At 60.6% G+C, this 20,233-nt stretch carries 15 protein-coding genes and 1 pseudogene; 8 read left to right on the forward strand and 8 right to left on the reverse strand.

Features of this window, described 5'->3' with window-relative positions; all coding sequences use genetic code 11:
• Positions 1-138 precede the first annotated feature (138 nt).
• A complete protein-coding gene (gene ycjG, locus CYR55_RS13650; RefSeq protein WP_101816671.1) occupies positions 139-1,113 on the forward strand; it encodes an L-Ala-D/L-Glu epimerase in 975 nt (324 codons plus the stop codon).
• A 3-nt stretch (positions 1,114-1,116) separates the two neighbouring features.
• Here ycjG and mpaA read toward each other — a convergent pair whose 3' ends face one another.
• Positions 1,117-1,821 carry a murein tripeptide amidase MpaA gene (gene mpaA / locus CYR55_RS13655; RefSeq protein WP_101816672.1) on the reverse strand — a complete coding sequence of 235 codons (705 nt, stop codon included), beginning with the start codon at positions 1,819-1,821 and terminating at the stop codon, positions 1,117-1,119.
• A 211-nt stretch (positions 1,822-2,032) separates the two neighbouring features.
• Between mpaA and CYR55_RS13660 the strand changes: the two genes are divergently transcribed.
• Both CYR55_RS13660 and zntB read left to right on the forward strand, forming a co-directional pair.
• The gene (locus CYR55_RS13660; RefSeq protein ID WP_101816673.1) at positions 2,033-3,658 is read left to right on the forward strand and encodes a peptide ABC transporter substrate-binding protein; all 1,626 of its coding nucleotides are present in this window, start codon (positions 2,033-2,035) and stop codon (positions 3,656-3,658) included.
• A gap of 138 nt (positions 3,659-3,796) precedes the next feature.
• Positions 3,797-4,780: a zinc transporter ZntB gene (zntB, locus tag CYR55_RS13665; protein WP_101816741.1), complete on the forward strand. Its 984-nt coding sequence runs from the start codon at positions 3,797-3,799 to the stop codon at positions 4,778-4,780.
• A gap of 300 nt (positions 4,781-5,080) precedes the next feature.
• Here zntB and ttcA read toward each other — a convergent pair whose 3' ends face one another.
• On the reverse strand, positions 5,081-6,016 hold the full coding sequence (ttcA, locus tag CYR55_RS13670) for a tRNA 2-thiocytidine(32) synthetase TtcA (protein WP_101816674.1): 936 nt from the start codon (positions 6,014-6,016) through the stop codon (positions 5,081-5,083).
• Positions 6,017-6,866: 850 nt separating this feature from the next.
• Between ttcA and CYR55_RS13675 the strand changes: the two genes are divergently transcribed.
• The gene (locus tag CYR55_RS13675) at positions 6,867-7,160 is read left to right on the forward strand and encodes a putative hemolysin (protein WP_101816675.1); all 294 of its coding nucleotides are present in this window, start codon (positions 6,867-6,869) and stop codon (positions 7,158-7,160) included.
• A gap of 17 nt (positions 7,161-7,177) precedes the next feature.
• Here the strand turns inward: CYR55_RS13675 and CYR55_RS13680 are convergent, their stop codons facing one another.
• The gene (locus CYR55_RS13680; protein ID WP_101816676.1) at positions 7,178-8,170 is read right to left on the reverse strand and encodes a 2-hydroxyacid dehydrogenase; all 993 of its coding nucleotides are present in this window, start codon (positions 8,168-8,170) and stop codon (positions 7,178-7,180) included.
• A 180-nt stretch (positions 8,171-8,350) separates the two neighbouring features.
• On the opposite strand from CYR55_RS13680, the gene CYR55_RS13685 reads away from it, so the two are divergent.
• From CYR55_RS13685 to CYR55_RS13695, 3 genes are read left to right on the forward strand one after another with little or no spacing between them, the layout of a single operon-like run.
• Complete coding sequence (locus tag CYR55_RS13685; protein ID WP_101816677.1) at positions 8,351-11,014, forward strand: YdbH family protein; 2,664 nt, start codon at positions 8,351-8,353, stop codon at positions 11,012-11,014.
• A complete protein-coding gene (locus tag CYR55_RS13690) occupies positions 11,011-11,208 on the forward strand; it encodes a YnbE family lipoprotein (protein WP_101816678.1) in 198 nt (65 codons plus the stop codon). Before CYR55_RS13685 ends, CYR55_RS13690 begins: the two co-directional genes overlap by 4 nt.
• A gap of 9 nt (positions 11,209-11,217) precedes the next feature.
• Complete coding sequence (locus CYR55_RS13695) at positions 11,218-11,574, forward strand: YdbL family probable chaperone protein (RefSeq protein WP_101816679.1); 357 nt, start codon at positions 11,218-11,220, stop codon at positions 11,572-11,574.
• A 742-nt stretch (positions 11,575-12,316) separates the two neighbouring features.
• Here the strand turns inward: CYR55_RS13695 and CYR55_RS13700 are convergent.
• A complete protein-coding gene (locus tag CYR55_RS13700) occupies positions 12,317-12,922 on the reverse strand; it encodes an FMN-dependent NADH-azoreductase (protein ID WP_101816680.1) in 606 nt (201 codons plus the stop codon).
• 261 nt (positions 12,923-13,183) lie between these two features.
• Here CYR55_RS13700 and hrpA point away from each other — a divergent pair, with 261 nt between their 5' ends.
• The gene (gene hrpA, locus CYR55_RS13705) at positions 13,184-17,059 is read left to right on the forward strand and encodes an ATP-dependent RNA helicase HrpA (protein ID WP_101816681.1); all 3,876 of its coding nucleotides are present in this window, start codon (positions 13,184-13,186) and stop codon (positions 17,057-17,059) included.
• Here the strand turns inward: hrpA and CYR55_RS13710 are convergent.
• The 4 genes and pseudogenes from CYR55_RS13710 to CYR55_RS13720 form a co-directional block, all read right to left on the reverse strand.
• Positions 17,040-17,867: a trypsin-like serine peptidase gene (locus CYR55_RS13710; protein ID WP_101816682.1), complete on the reverse strand. Its 828-nt coding sequence runs from the start codon at positions 17,865-17,867 to the stop codon at positions 17,040-17,042. The two genes, hrpA and CYR55_RS13710, sit on opposite strands and share 20 nt — an antisense overlap.
• Positions 17,868-18,008: 141 nt before the next feature.
• Complete coding sequence (gene ydgU / locus CYR55_RS24270; RefSeq protein ID WP_479415243.1) at positions 18,009-18,089, reverse strand: small membrane protein YdgU; 81 nt, start codon at positions 18,087-18,089, stop codon at positions 18,009-18,011.
• Between the two features lie 116 nt (positions 18,090-18,205).
• A pseudogene (asr, locus tag CYR55_RS13715) lies at positions 18,206-18,481 on the reverse strand (acid resistance repetitive basic protein Asr); the annotation flags it as partial.
• Positions 18,482-18,746: 265 nt separating this feature from the next.
• The gene (locus CYR55_RS13720) at positions 18,747-20,228 is read right to left on the reverse strand and encodes a carboxypeptidase M32 (RefSeq protein ID WP_165699595.1); all 1,482 of its coding nucleotides are present in this window, start codon (positions 20,226-20,228) and stop codon (positions 18,747-18,749) included.
• Between the last annotated feature and the right edge of the window lie 5 nt (positions 20,229-20,233).

Below are 20,233 nucleotides of genomic sequence, written 5' to 3' on the forward strand. Positions count from 1 at the left end.
CCATCCTTTTACAAGTATTTAACACCGGTTCTCAGTGTATGCCATCACCTGGGTATTGGGTATATAAACTTTTCTAATTAATTGTCTATCCTGTTTTGTTATCCATACTTAAAACAAGATGTTGAGACCGGAGCTGCTATGAGAACCCTGCGTTATTACCCAGAAACCTGGCCGCTGCACACGGCCTTTGTGATCGCCCGCGGCAGCCGTCATGACGCGCAGGTGGTGGTAGTGGAGATCGAACAGCAAGGCCGGCACGGGGTGGGTGAGTGCACACCCTATCCGCGTTACGGCGAGAGCGTGGCCTCGGTAATGGCGCAGATTGCCGCCGTGGTGCCGGAGATAGAACGCGGCGCAGACCGGCAGGCATTGCAACAGCTGTTGCCGCCGGGTGCGGCCCGCAATGCGCTGGACTCCGCACTCTGGAGCCTGGAGTGCGTCCGGCAGGGGGAAAGCCTGTGGCAACGCACCGGCATTGCGCCGTTGCCGGCAATCAGCATGGCGCAGACCGTCAGCCTCGGGTCACCGGAGGAGATGGCCGGCGCGGCGCGGGCGTTACAGGAGTGTGGTGCCACCCTGCTGAAAATTAAACTCGACGATCACCTGATCGCCGAACGGCTGGTAGCGATCCGGGCCGCTGTGCCGAAGCTCTCGCTGATCGTGGATGCCAATGAAGCCTGGCAGCCGGAGGGGCTGGCGGCCCGCTGCCAGTTGCTGGCCGATTTGGGCGTGCTGATGCTGGAGCAGCCGCTGCCCGCCGGCAAAGATGGGGCGCTGGCGAATTTCATCCACCCCTTGCCGATCTGTGCCGATGAAAGCTGCCACACCGAAGAGGATCTCCCGTCGCTGGCGGGGCGCTACCAGATGGTGAATATCAAGCTGGATAAAACCGGCGGCCTGACCGCCGCGCTGGCGCTGGCGGAAGCGGCGCGCGCGCAGGGGCTGGAGATTATGCTCGGCTGTATGCTCTGTACCTCACGCGCCATCCGGGCGGCGCTGCCGCTGGCGGCGGGGGCGCGTTTTGTTGATCTTGACGGGCCGACCTGGCTGGCCACCGACGCCGAACCGCGCCTGACTTTTCATTGCGGCAGCATTGACCTCACCACCCCGTGACGCTCAGTCGTGGCGCAACAGGCCAATCAGCGCCGGGAGGTAACGCTCGCTCGCCTCATCGGCCGAAATCGGCGGCAACTCCACGGTAATGCAGGGCAGGGAGCGTTCAATGCACCAGCTGCCGAAGGAGCCGGGCGTCGGGTAGCCCACGCTCGCCACCATCGGCAGGTCAAAAGCCTGGGAGAGCCACTCCGCCAGCGCGGTGCTGTCCGGGTCTTCAATGCAGGCCAGCGGCTCATGCAGCGACACCACCCAGCGGGGGGCGAGTTCACTAATCAGCGCGCAGAGCGCCTGGGTTTCCGGCTCGGAACCCGGCGCACTGCCGCTGCTCAGCGCCACATCGCGCGCATCGGCATTGCTGTTCCAACGGTAATGCGTCTCCCCCGGTTTCCAGTTCATGGTCGCGAAATTACGGTTCAGATCTACCCCGTTGGCATTGGCACGTAACCCCAGCTGGCAACCGTCCGGGTTGGCGGCGAGGATCACATGGTGGCGCTGCTGTTCAGGCAACAGCGAACGCAACGCGCACGACAGCGCGATCACCGCGGCCGTTTCATCCCCATGGGTACCCGCCAGAATCAGCCCGGTCTCCGGCGTGCTGTGGCTGGCCGGGAACCAGAGCAGCGGCGCGCCCAGGGCCGAACGGCCATACTCCACGCCGGGTACCGTTAACGGCCCGCGTTCACTGCGTAAACGTAATGAGGTCATGGTGTTATTCTCCAGAAAGCGTGTCTTTCCTATTTACGCCTGTTTCTGTGCTGGTAACAGTCTTTTCTTGCACCATGGCTGCGGAGGGGCGGCAGGGCGATGAAGTTGCGTTTTCGTGACAGCGGCCGGGGGATTTTTGTTCTGTCGTGGAAAAAGGAGTGATACAACAGTCAATATAAACAAATCAACTAATTAAGCGGGGTAAAAATTGATGCCAACTCGTTACATTCGCTTTCGCCTGAGCACGGCGGCGCTGCTGATGGCCATACTGCCCGCTGCCGGGGCGGCAGAGGTGCCGCCGGGCACCGCACTGGCTGAAAAACAGGAGATTGTGCGCCACATTAAGGACGAACCGGCGTCACTTGACCCGATCAAAGAGGTGGGCCTGCCGGAAGCACAGGTGGCGCGGGATCTGTTCGAAGGGCTGGTCAATCAGGATGCGCAGGGCAAGGTGATCCCCGGGGTGGCGGTGCGCTGGGAAACCCAGGACAACCAGCACTGGAGACTCACCCTGCGCAAAGAGGCGCGCTGGTCGAACGGCGACCCGGTGACGGCGCAGGACTTCGTTTACAGCTGGCGGCGGCTGGTGGACCCGGCAAACCATTCGCCATCCGCCTGGTTTGCCGGGCTGGCGGGGCTGGAGAACGCCGACGCCATCATCGCCGGCACCTTGCCGCCGGAGAAGCTGGGGGTAACGGCGGTTGACGCGCATACGCTGACCATCCGCCTGACAAAACCGGTGCCGTACTTTATCAGCCTGCTGGCGAATTTCAGCCTGTTCCCGGTGCATCGGGCCACGGTAGAGAAGTATGGTGATGACTGGACAAAAGTCGGCAATCTGGTGGGCAACGGCGCGTTCACGCTGCAACAACGGGTGGTCAACGAGAAACTGGTGCTGGTGCCGAACCCGCATTACTGGGATCACGCCCATACGGTGCTGACCCGCGTGACGCTGGTACCGATCAATCAGGAGTCCAACGCCACCAAACGCTATCTGGCGGGGGACATCGACATCACCGAATCCTTCCCGAAAAACATGTACCAGAAGTTGCTGAAGGATATTCCGGGGCAGGTCTACACCCCGGACCAGCTCGGCACCTACTACTACGCCTTTAATACCCGCCGCGCCCCCACCAGTGATGCCCGCGTGCGCCGTGCGCTCTCTTACGCCATTGACCGCCGCATTATTGCGGAAAAAGTGCTCGGCACCGGGGAAAAGCCCGCCTGGCATTTCACCCCGGACGTTACCGCCGGTTTTCACGCGGATGCCAGCCCGCTACAGCAACTGAGCCAGGCGGAGCGCGATGCGCAGGCCAAAGCCCTGCTGGCGGCGGCAGGCTATGGCCCCGGCAAACCGCTGCACCTCTCGCTACTCTACAACAGCTCGGAGAACCACCAGAAAATCGCCATTGCGGTGGCTTCCATGTGGAAGAAAACGCTGGGCGTGGAGGTGAAGCTGGTGAACCAGGAGTGGAAAGCCTACATCGACAGCCGTAACAGCGGCGATTTCGACGTGGTGCGCGCCTCCTGGGTCGGGGATTATAACGAAGCCTCGACCTTCCTGAGCCTGCTGACCTCAACGCACACCGGGAATATCGCCAAATTCAGCGACCCGGCCTATGACCGGCTGCTGGACACGGCCAGCCGACAGACCGACGCCGCCGCCCGTAATGCCGACTACAACCGGGCAGAACAGGTGATTGCCGAACAGGCCCCGATTGCGCCGATCTACCAGTACACCAACGGCCGGTTGATCAAGCCCTGGGTGAAAGGCTACCCGATCACCAACCCGGAAGATGTGGCCTACAGCCATACCCTGTATCTGCTGAAACACTGATCCGGTGCCGGGCCGCGTAAACAGTCAGTCATACTTCTTACCGGCCCATAACCTTGATCCCCAAGTCCTTAACGCTAGAATGGGGCAAAAGCCGGCGGCACGTGGCCGCGCGGTATGTTTTCTTATGCAGGTGAAACAGTGGATGTAATCAGCGGCAAGCAACTTCAGATCTCCGACGCAGTCTATGCCTACCAACTGGACGGCAAGGGCGGCGCCACACCCATCGATCCCACCAGTGACGTCACCAGCGAAAAACCCTGCTGGATCCATCTCGATTATACGCTGCCGGCCAGCGGGGAGTGGCTGAGCACCACGCCGCTGCTGCCGGACTCCGTGCGTGATGCGCTGGGCGGCGACAGTATGCGCCCGCGCGTCAGCCGCATGGGCGACGGGACGCTGATCACCCTGCGTACCATCAATTTCAATGCTGACTCCCGGCCCGATCAGCTGGTGACTATCCGCGTCTACATCACGGATAAACTGATCGTCACCACCCGGCACCGCAAAGTCTATTCGATTGATGACGTGCTCAATGACCTGCAACAGGGCAGCGGGCCGGTGAACAGCGGCACCTGGCTGATTGAGCTGTGCGACGCGCTGACGGCGCACGCCAGCGAATTCATTGAAGATCTGCATGACAAGATCATCGACATGGAAGACGGGCTGCTGGACCAGCAGATCCCGGAGCGCGGGCAGATGGCGCTGCTGCGCAAGCAACTGATTGTGCTGCGCCGCTATATGGCCCCGCAGCGGGACGTGTTCACCCGGCTGGCCAGTGAGCGCCTGCCGTGGATGAGTGAGGATGATCGCCGCCGGATGCAGGAGATTGCTGACCGCCTCGGGCGCGGCCTCGACGATCTTGATGCCAGCATCGCCCGCACCGCCGTGCTCACTGACGAAATCGCCAGCCAGCTGGCGGATGCGATGAACCGCCGCACTTATACCATGTCGCTGCTGGCGATGGTGTTCCTGCCGACCACCTTCCTGACCGGCCTGTTCGGCGTTAACCTTGGCGGCATTCCCGGCGGGGAGTGGCACTACGGCTTTGCGACTTTCTGCCTGTCGCTGATGGTGCTGGTGGTGGGTGTGGCCTGGTGGCTGAAACGCCGCAAATGGCTCTAGGCGACGGCATGTTATTCCAGTAAATGCAGGCAAAATTGAGCGAAATCAACATTTGTTACGGCAAAAGGGCGCATTATCCCTTCCGCAGGTGAATGCAACGTCAAGCGATGGGCGTTGCGCTCCATATTGTCTTATTTCTTACGTTTAGAATTACTGCATAGCACATATTGATTCATACCATGCCGGTCTTTCAGACCGGCTTTTTTTTGCCTGTTTTTCGCCGCCGTTGGGGCGTTCTCCCACGTTCTGCCATAAAAAAAGCGCACCGGGGTGCGCTTTCTGGCTGCTCAAACAGAACGGCTATTTGATTTCCAGCACGTTCAGGCGTTCCGCTATCACCGGCTCATCCGCGTCTTCCGGTTGCCAGCCCACCGGCTGCAACGGCAACTCTTCGCGGTCAAACGCCAGATCGCCGCCGTCCACCACCGCGCTGCCATGGCGGATGCCACGGAAATCAAACAGGGCGTGGTCTGCCAGGTGTGACGGCACCACATTCTGCATGGCGCTGAACATGGTTTCGATGCGGCCGGGGTATTTTTTGTCCCAGTCACGCAGCATCTCTTTAATCACCGCACGTTGCAGGTTTGGCTGGGAGCCGCACAGGTTACACGGAATAATCGGGAAGGCGCGGGCCTCCGAGAAGCGCTCAATGTCTTTCTCGCGGCAGTAGGCGAGGGGGCGGATCACCACATGTTTGCCGTCATCACTCATCAATTTCGGCGGCATCCCTTTCAGCTTGCCGCCGTAGAACATATTGAGGAACAACGTCTGTAACATGTCATCCCGGTGGTGGCCCAGCGCGATTTTGGTGCAGCCCAGTTCCGTGGCGGTACGGTAGAGAATGCCGCGGCGTAAACGGGAGCAGAGCGAACAGGTGGTTTTACCTTCCGGGATCTTCTCTTTAACGATACCGTAAGTATTCTCTTCAACAATCTTATACTCAACGCCCAGCTGCTCCAGGTAGGCCGGCAGGATATGCTCCGGGAAACCGGGCTGTTTCTGGTCGAGGTTCACCGCGATCAGCGAGAAATTGATAGGCGCGCTCTGCTTCAGGTTCAGCAGGATGTCCAGCATGGTATAGCTGTCTTTGCCGCCGGACAGGCACACCATGATGCGGTCGCCTTCCTCAATCATGTTGAAGTCCGCAATCGCCTGGCCGACATTGCGGCGCAGCCGCTTTTGCAGCTTATTCAGGTTGTACTGTTCTTTTTGATTAACCACGTCTTTCTCTTGCATCGTTATCGCGCCCGCCCGCAGAACGGGGCGGGAGCCGGGGAGTCTGCTGTCAGTAATGCGCTGTATGGTACGGATTGCAGCGGCGAATGCCAGCGGGTTTTGTGCTGTGAACAGGAAAATTACCCGGCAGATCGCTATCCATCCATTGTTAGTTACAACATACTTATTATTGCCAGAATAACACCGGTGCAAACCTCCACCTAAGAAAAAAAGAAAGAGGCCAGGCAGCAGAAAAGGAGAGGGCAGATCTCATGTGATAAAAAACAAAACGCATTGAGGTCAGGAAAAGCCTCTTTTTACCGGAAGTGGATATCCAGGGGATATATCAGAAAAAAGCATCAGGGCGTAAAAAAGACCGGCAAAAGGGTTGGTTTTGCCGGCAGAAAATCAGTCAGTATTAACTGAAAAAACAGTGGATGCTAATTGCTTAGCCCGGGAACTATATAAAACGAGATAATAACCGCAACAACAAAAAATGCCGTGGGCTGTTACGGCATTAGTCAGCAGAAATAAAATGTTACCAGAATGCCCGGCTGGCGCAGCCTGAGCTAAAAAAAGCAGTGGATAGCTGTCAACCCTTTTCAGACATTCCTTACGGGAGTGGTGATGCAGCTAACCGGTTGATCTTGCAAATATTGCGTTATTGGCTTATTTCACCGTGGGCACCTGACGCCGGCAACCGATCAAATCCATATATCAGTATCCATTAATTATTGCGCGGCCGTTATCAATCCCATATTTACTCGCCCGGCAATTAACGCTAAAAATAGCGCTGGGCAGGCTCCTCTCTTCCGTTTACGCCGTCGCCCGTTCCTTTTTCCCTATGCCCATCATGAGCAGGAGCAGGCCAATGAAATTAACCGCCGGTTTAGTGGTTGCAGGCACACTTTTTTTACTGACCGCGTGCAGCAGCCACGACGATGATGAACTCTATTCCAATGAGCCGGTACAGCAGGCGACCAGTGTAAACCCGTCACATTCGCTGAACCGGGCTAACCCGGCTTCAGCCAACTGTGGGCTGGTGGGCGGTACGCTGGCGCTGGCCCGGCAACTGGACGGCAGCACCATCGGCATGTGCCAGTTACCGGACGGCAAACAGTGTGAGGAGTGGGCGCTGATGCGCGGGGCGTGCCCGGCCGGCTGACCGGCCGGACAACGGCATCAGGCCGTCAGCAGGTTAGGGCAGGGTTGGTTATTTACTAACTGGGAAATGTTCTGCAACGTGACCTCGGCAATGCTGGTCAGCGCCTCTTCCGTCAGGAAGGCCTGATGGCCGGTAAACAGCACGTTGTGGCAGGCGGAGAGGCGGCGGAACACATCATCCTGGATCACGTCGTTGGATTTGTCCTCAAAGAACAGGCCGCGCTCATTCTCATACACGTCCATGCCCAGCGCGCCGATTTTCTGCTGCTTCAGGGCCTCAATGGCGGCGGTGGAGTCAATCAGGCCGCCGCGGCTGGTGTTAATCACCATCACCCCATCCTTCATCTTGCTGAAGGCCTGCGCATTCAGCAGGTGATGGTTTTCCGGGGTCAGCGGGCAGTGCAGGGTAATCACATCTGAGCGGGCATAAAGCGTGTTCAGGTCAACATACTCCGCACCCAGCTCCAGCGCCTGCGGCGACGGGTAAGGGTCAAAGGCCAGCAGCTTCATCCCGAACCCTTTCAGGATGCGCAACGTCGCCAGGCCAATTTTGCCGGTGCCGATCACCCCGGCGGTGCGGTTATGCATATTGAAGCCAATCAGCCCATCCAGCGCAAAGTTGGCATCACGGGTGCGCTGGTAGGCGCGGTGAATGCGGCGGTTGAGGGTCATCATCAGGCCCACGGCGTGCTCGGCCACCGCTTCCGGGGAGTAGGCCGGCACCCGCACTACCTGAATGCCCAACTCTTTGGCTGCCTCCAGATCGACGTTATTGAAGCCTGCGCAGCGCAGTGCCAGGATTTTCACCCCCAGCGCCGCAAACTCCTCCAGCACCTCGCGGCCACCGTCATCGTTCACAAACAGGCAGACCGCGTCACACCCCACGGCGGTTTTGGCGGTAGCAGGGGTCAGCAGGAAATCGAAGAATTCCATTTCGAAATTAAACTGCTGATTTACCAGTTCCAGGTATTTACGGTCATAATGCTTGGTACTGTATATCGCCATTTTCATACTGGGTTCTCCGTAAAAGGTCTGAGTCCAACGTAACAGAAGACGGGGCCATCACCAACGGTAACACGGTGTATCGTCACAGGTTTTTGGCGCAGCTACGCACCGGGTACGCCGCCGCGGCGGATGAATAGCGTTAATTATGGTATCTTGCAGCGTTTTTTGGGGAAAACAGGACAGGTAATGAGAAAAGGATGGAAAGCGCTGGGGATCGGTCTGCCGGGCATTGCCCTGGTTATGGGCACCGGCTGGCTGACACTGCCGCGCTGGTTGCCGGCGGTGGTGCAGCACTGGCTGCCGGCAGGCACGCACCTGACGCTGGGCGGCCCCTTATACCTGACCCGCCACGGCCTGCGGTTACCGCCAATGGTGTTCTCGGCCGGCGGGTGCCAACTGGCCAACAGCAGCGCCGCCCGGCTTGAGTACCGGCACCGGCACCGGCGCTGGGTGCTGACTGCCGATCGCCTGACGCTGGACAGCGCCTGCCTGAGCCAGTTGCCCGCCGGCGAGCCGGGCGGTACGCCCTTCTCCCCGGCGGCCTGGCAACAGCGGCTGCCGCCGCTGGAAATTGCCATCAACCAGCTCACCATCGCCCCCTGGCAGCCCTATGCCGGGCGCCTGACCTTCAGCAGCAGCGCGGCAGGCCAGCACCTGCGTTACCTCAGCCGCGAACCGGCGGCAAACGGCGCGCCGCAGCTGGCGCTGGACGCCTCCCTCGATCGCCACCAACAACTGACCCTTTCCCGCTTCGCGGTTACCCTGGCCGGAATGGACGCCCCGCTGACGCTGGCCGGGCGGGTGACGCTGCCTGTCGCGCCGGGCAGTAGTCTGCCGGAGCAGGGCGATTTACAGGCCCACCTGACCCTGGCCGGGGTACCGGCCCCGCTGGTGATGACGCTGAACTGGCAGGCTGCGCAGGGCACACTGGCCGTGTCCGCGCAAGACGCCCCGGAGCCGCTGTTGCGCCTGCCGTGGCAGCTCTCCCCGGCGGCGCTGACGATTCACGACGGCACCTGGCGCTGGCCTTACACGGCACAGCCGCTGGCGGGCGGCCTCAGCCTGACGTTGCGTGACTGGGACAGCCACTTTACCCGTGCCACCCTGGAAGGCCGGGCGAACATGCTCACCCGCGGCCATAACGGCCGCGCCAATGTGGTGCTCTCTGCCGGGCCGGGCACGGTCGGGCTGACGGAGAGCGATCTGCGCCTCCAGCTGACCGGGCAGGCGAACGCCGCCCGCCTTTCGTTTACGGCTTCTCTCCCGGCGTGGCTGCACGGCCCGCTGCTCAGCCCGGCGCTCACGTTGCGCAGCGGCGCGCTGTTGCGTGCCTGGGGCAACCTTACGGATCAACAACGGCTGGAGGAAGCCCGCTGGCCGCTGGCGGGGGTGACGCTGTCGCCCGCCGGGATTAACGGCCCGTTGCAGGCGATTGTGCGGCTGACCGACCGCTACTGGGGCGCGGTTAAACTGCACCTCGACGGCAAAGCGCAGGATTTCTGGCCGGACAGCGGCCACTGGCAGTACAACTTCTGGGGCAACGGCACGCTGCCGCCGTTACAGGCACGCTGGGACATGACCGGCAAAGGGCGCTGGGATGATGCGCGCCTTACGGTTTCTGCGCTCTCCACCGGGTTTAACCAGTTGCACTATGGGCTGATGACGGTGGATAAACCGCGCCTGACGCTGAGCGAGCCGCTGGTCTGGCAGCGCCCGTCAAAGGCCGCTGCACCAACGCCGGAAGACCTGAAAGGTGGGCTGACGCTGGCGGCGGATCGCATCGGGCTGGGCAGCGGTGGCTATCTGCCGCCGTCGTCGCTGACGTTGCAGATTAAAGGCGCGTCGCCGGAGGCGTTCCTGTGGCGCGGCAGCCTGGCGGCGGCACCCATCGGGCCGATAGCCCTGCGCGGCCGCTGGGACGGTGAGCGGCTGCGCGGTGAAGGGTGGTGGCCGGATCAACCGCTGACGGCTTTCCAGTCGCTGCTGGACCCGGCGCTGAAGATCACATTGCGCGATGGGCGGTTCCGCGCCCAGACGGCCTTCTCTGCCGCCCGCGGTCAGGGGCTGGTGGCAGGCGGCCACTGGGTGGTACAGCAGGGCGGTGCCTGGCTGAAAGATAGCGAGGTGAGCGGGGTGGATTTCATTCTGCCTTACCGGCTGGACAACCATCGCTGGCAGTTTGGCGCGCAGCAGCCGGTGTCGCTGCGCATCGGGTTGCTCAGTAATCTGGTGGCGATGAAGAACATCACCGCCGATCTGCAAGGCAATTACCCCTATAGCGAGCACCTGCCGCTGACGCTCAGTAACGTTGGCGTGGATATGCTGGGCGGCCATGTCAGCCTGTCGGCCCTGCGGTTGCCGCAGCATCAGGCCGCGGTGCTGAAGCTGGATCAGGTCGATTTGAGTGAGGTGTTCACCGCGCTGAAGCCGAAGCAGTTTGCCATGTCCGGCAAAGTAGACGGCGAGTTGCCGCTCTGGCTGGATAACCCGCACTGGCTGGTGAAGGAGGGCTGGGTGCGCAACCACGGCCTGCTGACGCTGCGGCTGGCGCCGGAGATGGCGAAAGCGCTGGCCGAGGGCAACCTGACCAACCGGCTGGTAGTGGACTGGCTGCGCTATCTGGAGATTAGCCGCACCTCGGCGCAGGTGAGCCTGGATAACCTGGGCGAGCTGACGCTGGCGGCGAAGATTGACGGCGTCAGCCCGGGCGAAACCCAGCGGCGCAATATCATCCTGAATTATCACCATCAGGAGAATGTATTTCAGCTGTGGCGCAGTTTGCGCTTTGGCGACAATGTGCAGGAGTGGCTCTCTGAGACGCTCTCTCAACCTGCGAGGACGCAACCATGACCCCTTTTTCCGCCCACAGGCTGACCGGCCTGCTGCCCCTGTTGCTGCTGGCCGGTTGCGTGCCGCGCATTGAGCTGGCGACGCCGTCGCAGCCCATCACGATTAACATGAATGTTAAAATTGAGCATGAGATTCACATCAAGGTGGACAAGGATGTGGAAGATCTGCTGAAGAGCCAAAGCGATCTGTTCTGAGGAGCGCGTATGAAGAGACGACACGGCATTATCGGGCTGGCGCTGGCCCTCAGCGCGCTGGGTTTCAGCACCTTATCCCATGCGCTGACGCTGGACGACGCCCGCACGCAGGGCCGGTTAGGTGAAACGCTTGACGGGTATGTGGCGGTGGTGAAGCCCGACCCGGAAGCCGCCGCACTGGCCGATCGCATCAACCAGGCGCGCCGCGACCGCTACCGCGCGATTGCCGAAGAGAACCGGGTACCGGCGGAGAGCGTCGCCCGCCTGGCCGGTCAAAAACTGGTGGCCCGCGCCCGCCCCGGCGACTACGTCCGCGGCATCAACGGCCTCTGGCTGCAAAAAGGGCAACCCGCGTCTGATCCCTGAAATATTCCCCTCACATTTTCTCACTGAGAAAAATGTTCCCCTGCTATTTGCTTAAATATCCTATGGCTTGCATTCCGGTGAGGCGTAAAAATCATAGCCGAGCGGAGCCGCAGGGTATGAACATACCCACGCCCAGTGAAAATAGGCGAGCTACTACTTCCTTACATACCCAAAGATTTGCAGAAGTGGTGGGGGCGTAAAAATCATTGCCGAGTGGAGCCGCAGGGCGAGAATACATGCACATCCAGCGCCACGCCCCCACCTACCATTTCCTTACATACTTAAGGATTTGCAGTCTGGTGGGGGCGTAAAAATCATTGCCGAATGGAGCCGCAGGGCCGGGTGAGCGGGCAGGACGCCCGCGAGAGGGACAGCCACGCTGGGAGCGTGTCTGTACCGGCCCGAAAAGCCCGGAGGCGAAATGAGGGTACCCGCTACGCGGGCAATGATTCAGCCGGGGCACCCAAAGCGCGGGGATGCAAGGGGCGGGCGCTTACGCGCCCCTTGCGCGGTGGCGGCAGCGAGGTCGCAGAATGACTTCACACTCAAGCCAACGCAACAACCCTCGATCCCCGTTCAACGCCCACGTAAGCCAACGAACAACCCTCGATCCCCATTCAACGCCCACGTAAGCCATTACGAATCCCCCGCAAATAAAAAAGGCACACTCCCCAAAGAGTGCGCCCAATCAACCTTCACCCCAACAAAGGGCAAAAAATGAGGATATCTAAACCAATAAAACTTACGCCGCAATAACCTGCTTAATCACTGCCTTCGCTTCTTCCTGCGCTTTGCTGGCCATTTCCGGGCCGTAACCCATGCCTTCTGCGAACACGAACTCAACGTCGGTGATGCCGAGGAAGCCCAGGAACAGGCTCAGGTACGGGTTAACCAGGTCAGCCGGGGTATCTTTGTGGATGCCGCCGCGGGTGGTCAGGATCACCGCACGTTTGCCTTTTACCAGGCCTTCCGGGCCGTTTTCGGTGTAACGGAAGGTCACGCCGGCACGGGCGATCAGGTCAAAGTAGTTTTTCAGCTGGGTCGGGATATTGAAATTGTACATGGGTGCCGCCATAACGATGACGTCATGGGCCTGCAGTTCTTCAATCAATTCGTTGGAAAGGGCCAGCGCCTCTTCCTGACGCGGGGTCAGCGGGGCATCGGACGGGCGCAGGGCACCGACCAGCTCGCCGTCCAGTACCGGTACCGGGTTGGCAGCCAGGTCACGCACGGTGATCTCATCCGCCGCGTGTGCTGCTTTCCACTCTTCGGTGAAAAAGTCAGCCAGTTGATTCGATTGTGAATAGGTCGCCAGGATGCTTGATTTCAGTACCAGAACTTTGCTCATAGGTTATTCCTTAGTTCGTCAGGTCAGGGCTGTATGCCCGTTGAATGATTGCTACTGTAGGGGTAAAACCGCAACGGTAAAAGCGCAATATTTCGAGCGCTATATTCGATTTTATTGAACAAGTAGAAGCGCCTGCCGTGCGAAGGGTGCCGGAGCAGGGCCGGCCTGTGCTACCATAAAAACCAGTATGGCCCGCCAAAGCCGAACTCTTTCAGAATCAAGTGCCTTACCGGGCGCTTGCCAGCAACAAGGAACACCATTGTGAAATCTCCGCTCGCGGCATTGGCCCAGCACCTGCCGGACCTGATGCTCCGTGACCAACAGCGCCTGCAGCGTCGTTTGCAGGGCGCGCGCAAGGTCAGTAATCCGCAGGCACAGGAGGCGATCGCCGCCGAACTCAGCCAGGACATCGACGCAGCCCGCCAGCGGGTGGCCCAGCGTATGGCGGCGCGCCCGCGCATCACCTATCCGGAAAACCTGCCGGTCAGCCAGAAGAAACAGGCGATCCTGGAGGCAGTGCGTGACCATCAGGTGGTGATTGTGGCCGGTGAGACCGGCTCCGGCAAAACCACCCAGTTGCCGAAAATCTGTATGGAACTCGGGCGCGGCATCAAAGGCCAGATCGGCCATACCCAGCCGCGCCGGCTGGCGGCGCGTACCGTGGCCAACCGTATTGCTGACGAGCTGGAAACCACGCTCGGCGGGGCCATCGGCTATAAAGTGCGGTTCAACGATCAGGTCAGCGACACCACCCAGGTGAAACTGATGACCGACGGCATTCTGCTGGCGGAGATCCAGCAAGACCGGATGCTGATGCAGTACGACACCCTGATCATCGATGAGGCGCACGAACGCAGCCTCAATATTGACTTCATCCTCGGTTACCTGCGCCAGCTGCTGCCGAAACGCCCGGATCTCAAGGTGATCATCACCTCGGCCACCATCGATCCGCAGCGCTTCTCGCGCCACTTCAACAATGCGCCGATCATTGAGGTCTCCGGCCGTACCTACCCGGTGGAGGTGCGATACCGGCCGGTGGTGGATGACGCAGACGACACCGAACGCGACCAGTTACAGGCCATTTTTGATGCGGTCGACGAGCTGGGGCGCGAAGGCCCGGGCGACATCCTGATCTTTATGAGCGGCGAGCGTGAAATCCGCGACACGGCGGACGGGCTGAGCCGGCTCAACCTGCCGCATACCGAGATCCTGCCGCTCTATGCGCGCCTCTCCAACAGCGAGCAGAACCGGGTGTTCCAGTCCCATTCCGGGCGGCGCATCGTGCTGGCCACCAACGTGGCGGAAACCTCGCTGACGGTGCCGGGCATCAAATATGTGATTGACCCCGGCACCGCGCGCATCAGCCGATACAGCTTCCGCACCAAAGTGCAGCGGCTGCCGATTGAGCCGGTGTCGCAGGCGTCGGCCAACCAGCGTAAAGGGCGTTGTGGCCGCGTCTCCGAGGGGATCTGTATCCGGCTGTATGACGAACAGGATTTCCTGTCACGCCCGGCCTTTACCGACCCGGAGATTTTGCGCACCAACCTGGCGTCAGTGATCTTACAGATGACCTCGCTCGGGCTGGGCGACATCGCCGCGTTCCCGTTTGTGGAAGCGCCGGACAAGCGCAACATCCAGGACGGCGTGCGCCTGCTGGAGGAGCTGGGGGCGATCCACAGCAATGAGAAGGGGCACTACCAGCTGACCGCGCAGGGGCGGCAACTGGCCCAGTTGCCGATTGACCCGCGGCTGGCGCGCATGGTGCTGGAAGCGCAGAAAAACGGCTGCGTGCGCGAGGTGATGATCATCACCGCCGCGTTGTCGATCCAGGACCCGCGCGAGCGGCCGCTCGACAAGCAGCAGGCATCGGATGAGAAACACCGCCGCTTTGCCGACAAAGACTCCGATTTCCTGGCCTTTGTGAACCTCTGGGACTACCTGAAAGAGCAGCAGAAAGCGCTCTCGTCGGCCCAGTTCCGCAAACTCTGCCGCAGTGATTTCCTCAACTACCTGCGGGTGCGTGAATGGCAGGACATCTACACCCAATTGCGCCAGGTGGTGAAAGAGCTGGGGCTGCCGGTCAACAGCCTGCCGGCGGAGTACCGCGAGGTGCATTGTGCGCTGCTGACGGGGCTGCTGTCGCATGTCGGCCAGAAAGACGCGGAGAAACAGGAGTTCACCGGCGCGCGCAACGCCCGCTTTGCAGTGTTCCCCGGTTCCGGGCTGTTCAAGAAGCCGCCGAAGTGGCTGATGGTGGCCGAACTGGTGGAAACCAGCCGCCTGTGGGGGCGTATTGCAGCGAAAATTGAACCGGAATGGATCGAGCCGCTGGCCCAGCACCTGATCAAGCGCAGCTACAGCGATCCGCACTGGGAGAAAGCGCAGGGGGCAGTGATGGCGACTGAAAAAGTCACGCTGTTCGGCCTGCCGATTGTGGCGGCGCGCCCGGTCAACTACAGCCAGATCGACCCGGCGCTCTGCCGTGAGCTGTTTATCCGCCATGCGCTGGTGGAGGGGGACTGGCAGACGCGCCACGCCTTCTTCCGCGCCAACCTGAAATTGCTGGCGGAAGTGGAGGAGCTGGAGCACAAGTCCCGCCGCCGCGACATTCTGGTGGATGACGAAACGCTGTTCTCCTTCTATGACCAGCGCATCGGCCATGAGGTGATCTCAGCCCGGCATTTTGACAGCTGGTGGAAAAAACAGCCCGCCGATCTGCTCAACTTTGAGAAGGCGATGCTGATCAAAGAGGGTGCGGCCAGCATCAGCGCGCTGGATTACCCGAACTTCTGGCATCAGGGCAACCTCAAGCTGCGGGTCACCTACCAGTTTGAACCGGGCGCGGACGCCGACGGCGTGACGGTGCATATCCCGCTGCCGCTGCTGAACCAGGTGGAGGATCAGGGCTTCGAGTGGCAGATCCCCGGCGTGCGCCGTGAGCTGATTATCGCGCTGATCAAATCCCTGCCGAAACCGGTACGGCGCAATTTTGTGCCGGCGCCGAACTATGCCGAGGCGTTTCTGGCGCGCACCACGCCGCTGGCCATGCCGCTGCTGGACGCACTGGAAAAAGAGCTGCGTAAAATGACCGGCGTGACAGTGTCACGCGAGGAGTGGCAGTGGGATCAGGTGCCCGATCACCTGAAAATCACGTTCCGGGTGGTGGATGAGAAAAACAAAACGCTGCGTGAGGGCAAAGACCTGGCTGCGCTGCGCCAGCAGCTGAAAGAGAAAGTGCAGGAGACGCTCTCAGCGGTGGCGGATGACGGCATCGAGCAGAGCGGCCTGCATCTCTGGAGCTTCGGCGCGCTGCCGGAACGCTACGAGCAGAAGCGCGGCGGCTACCAGGTGCGCGCCTTCCCGGCGCTGGTGGATGAGAAAGAGAGCATCGGCATCCGGTTGTTTGACAGCGAACCGGAACAGCAGCAGGCGATGTGGCAGGGCACGCGCCGTTTATTGCTGCTCAACATCCCGTCGCCGATCAAGTACCTGCATGAGAAGCTGCCCAACAAGGCCAAGCTGGGGTTGTACTTCAACCCTTACGGCAAAGTGCTGGAGCTGATTGATGACTGCATCGCCTGCGGCGTGGACAAGCTGATCGCCGAGTTCGGCGGCCCGGCCTGGGATGAGGACGGCTTCGCCCGGCTGCATGAGTTTGTGCGGGCGCGCCTCAACGAGGCAGTGGTGGAGATTGCCCAGCAGGTCGAGCAGATCCTGACGGCGGTGTTTAACATCAATAAACGGCTGAAGGGGCGGGTGGACATGTCCATGGCGCTGGCGCTCTCGGACATCAAAAGCCAGATGTCCGGGCTGGTTTACCGCGGCTTTGTGACCCGCAACGGCTGGAAAAAACTGCCGGATACCCTGCGTTATCTCCAGGCGATTGAGCGGCGGATGGAAAAACTACCGACCGACCCGCACCGCGATCGCGCCCAGATGCTGAAGGTGGAGCAGGTGCAGCAGGCGTGGCAGCAGTGGCTGAATAAACTGCCGCCTGCCCGCCGTGAGGCCCCGGAGGTGACGGAGATCCGCTGGATGATTGAGGAGCTGCGCGTCAGCTATTTCGCGCAGCAACTCGGGACGCCATACCCAATCTCCGACAAGCGCATTCTGCAGGCTATGGAGCAGCTGAGCTAGCCCCGGCGCGCGGGTCCAGCGCGGTTAACTGCGCCCGGATGGCTGTCACGGCCAGGGCGCGGTTGTCAGCGCGGTAGCGATCTTCCGCCGACGGGGCTGAGCTTTGCACCCCAATCAGCGCCCAGCCGTTTTTCCCCTGCTTCAGCAACAGCGGCGATCCGCTGTCGCCGGGCAGGGTGTCACACTGGTGCGACAGCACGCCGCTCTGCGCCCAACCGGTCACCACACAGTCGCGGTGGCTGTAGAGCGTTTCCAGGTGATCTTCCGGGTAGCCTGCCTGCGTCACTTTACGGTCAGCCAGCTTCAGCGCGGTGGTGAGCTCCTGTTGCGTCCCCTGCCAGAGCGGCAGCGGTTTCAGCGGCACGTTCACCCGCTCCGGCAGGCGGATCAGCGCGAAATCCCAGATGGCGGCTTTCGGCGGCACAATCCAGCCATCTCCTTCGGCCTTGAGTTTCTTGCCCAATTCTTTGTTCACCAGCGTCTGCAACTTAGTGTATTCGTAACGCCATTTGCCGCCCCGGCTGATAAAGCGCAGCGCCACGGCGTGGTCAATCACGCCCGGTGGGGCCAGCACGCAGTGGCCGGCGGTCAGCGCCAGATGGGGGGAGATCAGGGTCGCGCTGCACAGATTGCCGCTTGCGGTCTCTACCTGGCCAATGGCCTGCCACGGCCAGTCGGTGGCGTGGGAAGGGCGGGTACGATCGTCATGGCCAAAGAACAGCCGGGTTTGCTCACTTTCCGGTGAATCTGCGTGTGCCAGTGGCGCGCAGAACCCCAATAAACAGACAACAACTAACGACATGCGCATAACAAGCTGGCCTTGAAAAGGGGATATCCCTAAGATTTTTATATAAGTAACTATAGCTGCATTCATCTTTAGTATGAATTGGCGCCGTTTGATTTTGCGAAGGATTTCTTTCGCTTACCCGGCACCGGTCACAAATAGTCATCATAGATAACAACAGACGGCAATCAGGCCACAGAGGAGCAGGGCGGCCAGGATAATTTCAAACAGGTAGCGGCGCAGCATATCTCTCCTGCCTCATTAACGGGTCCTGATAAAAAAACACCCGGCATAAGCCGGGTGTCAGACGGTAAGACGGGCGGGCACTGTAAGGAGGGCCTCACCGGCGGGGCGGATCAGGCAGCCGGGGTTGCCGTTGCGGCCGGAGCAGCGTGATGTTTTTTCGCGTGCTTTTTCTTGGCGGCCTGGGCTTTCTGGGCCGCCGGTTTTTTGTGCGTGGCTTTTTTGTGTTTCTTCACTGCCTGCGCCTTCTGCTCAGCGGCTTTTTTATGGGCTTTATGGTGTTTTGCCGGGGCAGTATGGGATGCGGTGGCCGGTGCAGCGGTGGTTTCTGCAGCGAACGCGGCGGAAGAGAGGCCCAGGGTAGCGGCGACAGCCAGTGCGATTAATTTTTTCATCGGGTATTCCTCAGTGAACTCGGTAAGTTGCCCTGGAGCAGGGCCGTGAGGTGATACTAGGCCGGTTACCGGGCGCTTTCCGTGAGTGATTGGTGTCGGCGTGTAACCGAATGTACGGCAGGAAAACAGCAAAGAAGCGAGCTGGAAGGCTGGAATTGCGCAAAGTTATCAATCACCTCTCTTATTAGTTACAACATACATATTATTATCATAATATACACACTCAGGCATCAGCAAACGGGCCGATAAACCGGCCCGACATCAATTACAAATAACGGCTTTCCAGGTGCTGACGGAAATGCGCAGGGTTCAACGGCTCCCCGGTGGCACGGGTGATCAGCTCATCCGTGGAGAAGCGGCTGCCGTGCTGCCAGATGTTCTGTTTCAGCCACTCAAACAGGCCCGACAGATTACCGGCGGCAATATCCTGTTGCAGCGTCGGCAGGGCGCGGTTAGCGGCCTGGAACAGTTGCGCGGCATACATCGCGCCCAGCGTATAGGTCGGGAAGTAACCTATGGCACCGTCCGTCCAGTGAATATCCTGCATACAGCCGTTACGGTAGTTCCCTTTGGTATCCTGCCCCAGATAGTGCTGCATTTTTTCATCCCACAGGGCAGGGATGTCATCAACTTCGATCTCGCCCTCAATCAGCGCTTTTTCGATTTCATAACGCAAAATGACGTGCGCCGGGTAGCTCACTTCATCGGCATCTACCCGGATCAGGCCGGCCTGCACGCGCTGGTTCAGGCGCAGGAAATTCTGTTCGCTCAGCGCGTCTTGATCACCAAACGCGGCGATGACCAGCGGGCGCAAACAGTGCAGGAACGGCGCACTGCGCGCCAGTTGCATCTCAAACAGCAGACTCTGGGATTCATGAATTGCCATTGAACGGGCGAGGGCAACCGGCTGGCCCGCCCAGTCGCGCGGCAGGTTCTGTTCGTAACGGGCGTGGCCGGTTTCATGCACAATGCCCATCAGCGCGGTCAGGAACTCTTCCGGGTTGTAACGCGTGGTGATGCGCACATCCTCCGGCACCCCGCCGCAGAACGGATGCGCACTGACGTCCACCCGGCCGCCGTCAAAATTAAAGCCCAGCAGCGCCATCACTTTCAGGCTCAGCCGGCGCTGGGTCTCCACCGCAAACGGGCCTTGCGGCGTCAGGCAGGGCTCGGCGCGCTGCTTCTCCACCACCCGCTGCAACAGATCCGGCAGCCACTGTTTCAGGTCACCAAACAGGGTATCGAGCCGGGCGCTGGTCATGCCCGGTTCATACAGGTTCAGGAGCGCGTCATAGCGGCCGGTGCCGGCGGCTTGTGCGCGGATGGCCGCCTCTTCGCGGCTCAGGCGCACCACCTCTTTCAGGTTGGCCGCGAACCCTTGCCAGTCATTCGCCGGGCGCTGGCTGCGCCACGCATGTTCGCACCGCGCACCTGCCAGGGATTTCGCCTCAACCAGCGACGCGGGCAGCAGCACCGCGTTGTCATAGGCGCGCTGCATCTCCAGCAGGTTAGCGCGGGCCACCTCATCCAGCGTCTCCTGGTGCGCCTGAGTCAGCCAGTCACCCACTTCCGGAGCGGTCAGGATGCCGTGGCACAACACGCTCAGCTCAGCCAGCGCTTCCGAACGCGCCTGGCTTCCCTGCGGCGGCATCATGGTTTGCATGTCCCAGCCGGCGATCGCCGAGAGGTGCCCAAAGCGGGAGAGCCGGGTAAAGGTGCGTTGCAGGTGGGAATAAGCAGAAGTCATCGCGT

It is taken from the genome of Chimaeribacter californicus (genome assembly GCF_002858675.1).
Lineage (GTDB): Bacteria > Pseudomonadota > Gammaproteobacteria > Enterobacterales > Enterobacteriaceae > Chimaeribacter > Chimaeribacter californicus.

Excerpts from the sequence above, each read along its gene's own strand:
- CYR55_RS13695 (WP_101816679.1), top strand. The coding sequence starts at position 11,218 with ATGAAGAGACGACACGGCATTATCGGGCTGGCGCTGGCCCTCAGCGCG.
- ycjG (WP_101816671.1), top strand. The coding sequence starts at position 139 with ATGAGAACCCTGCGTTATTACCCAGAAACCTGGCCGCTGCACACGGCC.
- CYR55_RS13685 (WP_101816677.1), top strand. The coding sequence starts at position 8,351 with ATGAGAAAAGGATGGAAAGCGCTGGGGATCGGTCTGCCGGGCATTGCC.
- CYR55_RS13680 (WP_101816676.1), bottom strand. The coding sequence starts at position 8,170 with ATGAAAATGGCGATATACAGTACCAAGCATTATGACCGTAAATACCTG.
- CYR55_RS13690 (WP_101816678.1), top strand. The coding sequence starts at position 11,011 with ATGACCCCTTTTTCCGCCCACAGGCTGACCGGCCTGCTGCCCCTGTTG.
- CYR55_RS13660 (WP_101816673.1), top strand. The coding sequence starts at position 2,033 with ATGCCAACTCGTTACATTCGCTTTCGCCTGAGCACGGCGGCGCTGCTG.
- mpaA (WP_101816672.1), bottom strand. The coding sequence starts at position 1,821 with ATGACCTCATTACGTTTACGCAGTGAACGCGGGCCGTTAACGGTACCC.
- ydgU (WP_479415243.1), bottom strand. The coding sequence starts at position 18,089 with ATGCTGCGCCGCTACCTGTTTGAAATTATCCTGGCCGCCCTGCTCCTC.
- CYR55_RS13710 (WP_101816682.1), bottom strand. The coding sequence starts at position 17,867 with ATGCGCATGTCGTTAGTTGTTGTCTGTTTATTGGGGTTCTGCGCGCCA.
- CYR55_RS13675 (WP_101816675.1), top strand. The coding sequence starts at position 6,867 with ATGAAATTAACCGCCGGTTTAGTGGTTGCAGGCACACTTTTTTTACTG.
- ttcA (WP_101816674.1), bottom strand. The coding sequence starts at position 6,016 with ATGCAAGAGAAAGACGTGGTTAATCAAAAAGAACAGTACAACCTGAAT.
- CYR55_RS13700 (WP_101816680.1), bottom strand. The coding sequence starts at position 12,922 with ATGAGCAAAGTTCTGGTACTGAAATCAAGCATCCTGGCGACCTATTCA.
- CYR55_RS13720 (WP_165699595.1), bottom strand. The coding sequence starts at position 20,228 with ATGACTTCTGCTTATTCCCACCTGCAACGCACCTTTACCCGGCTCTCC.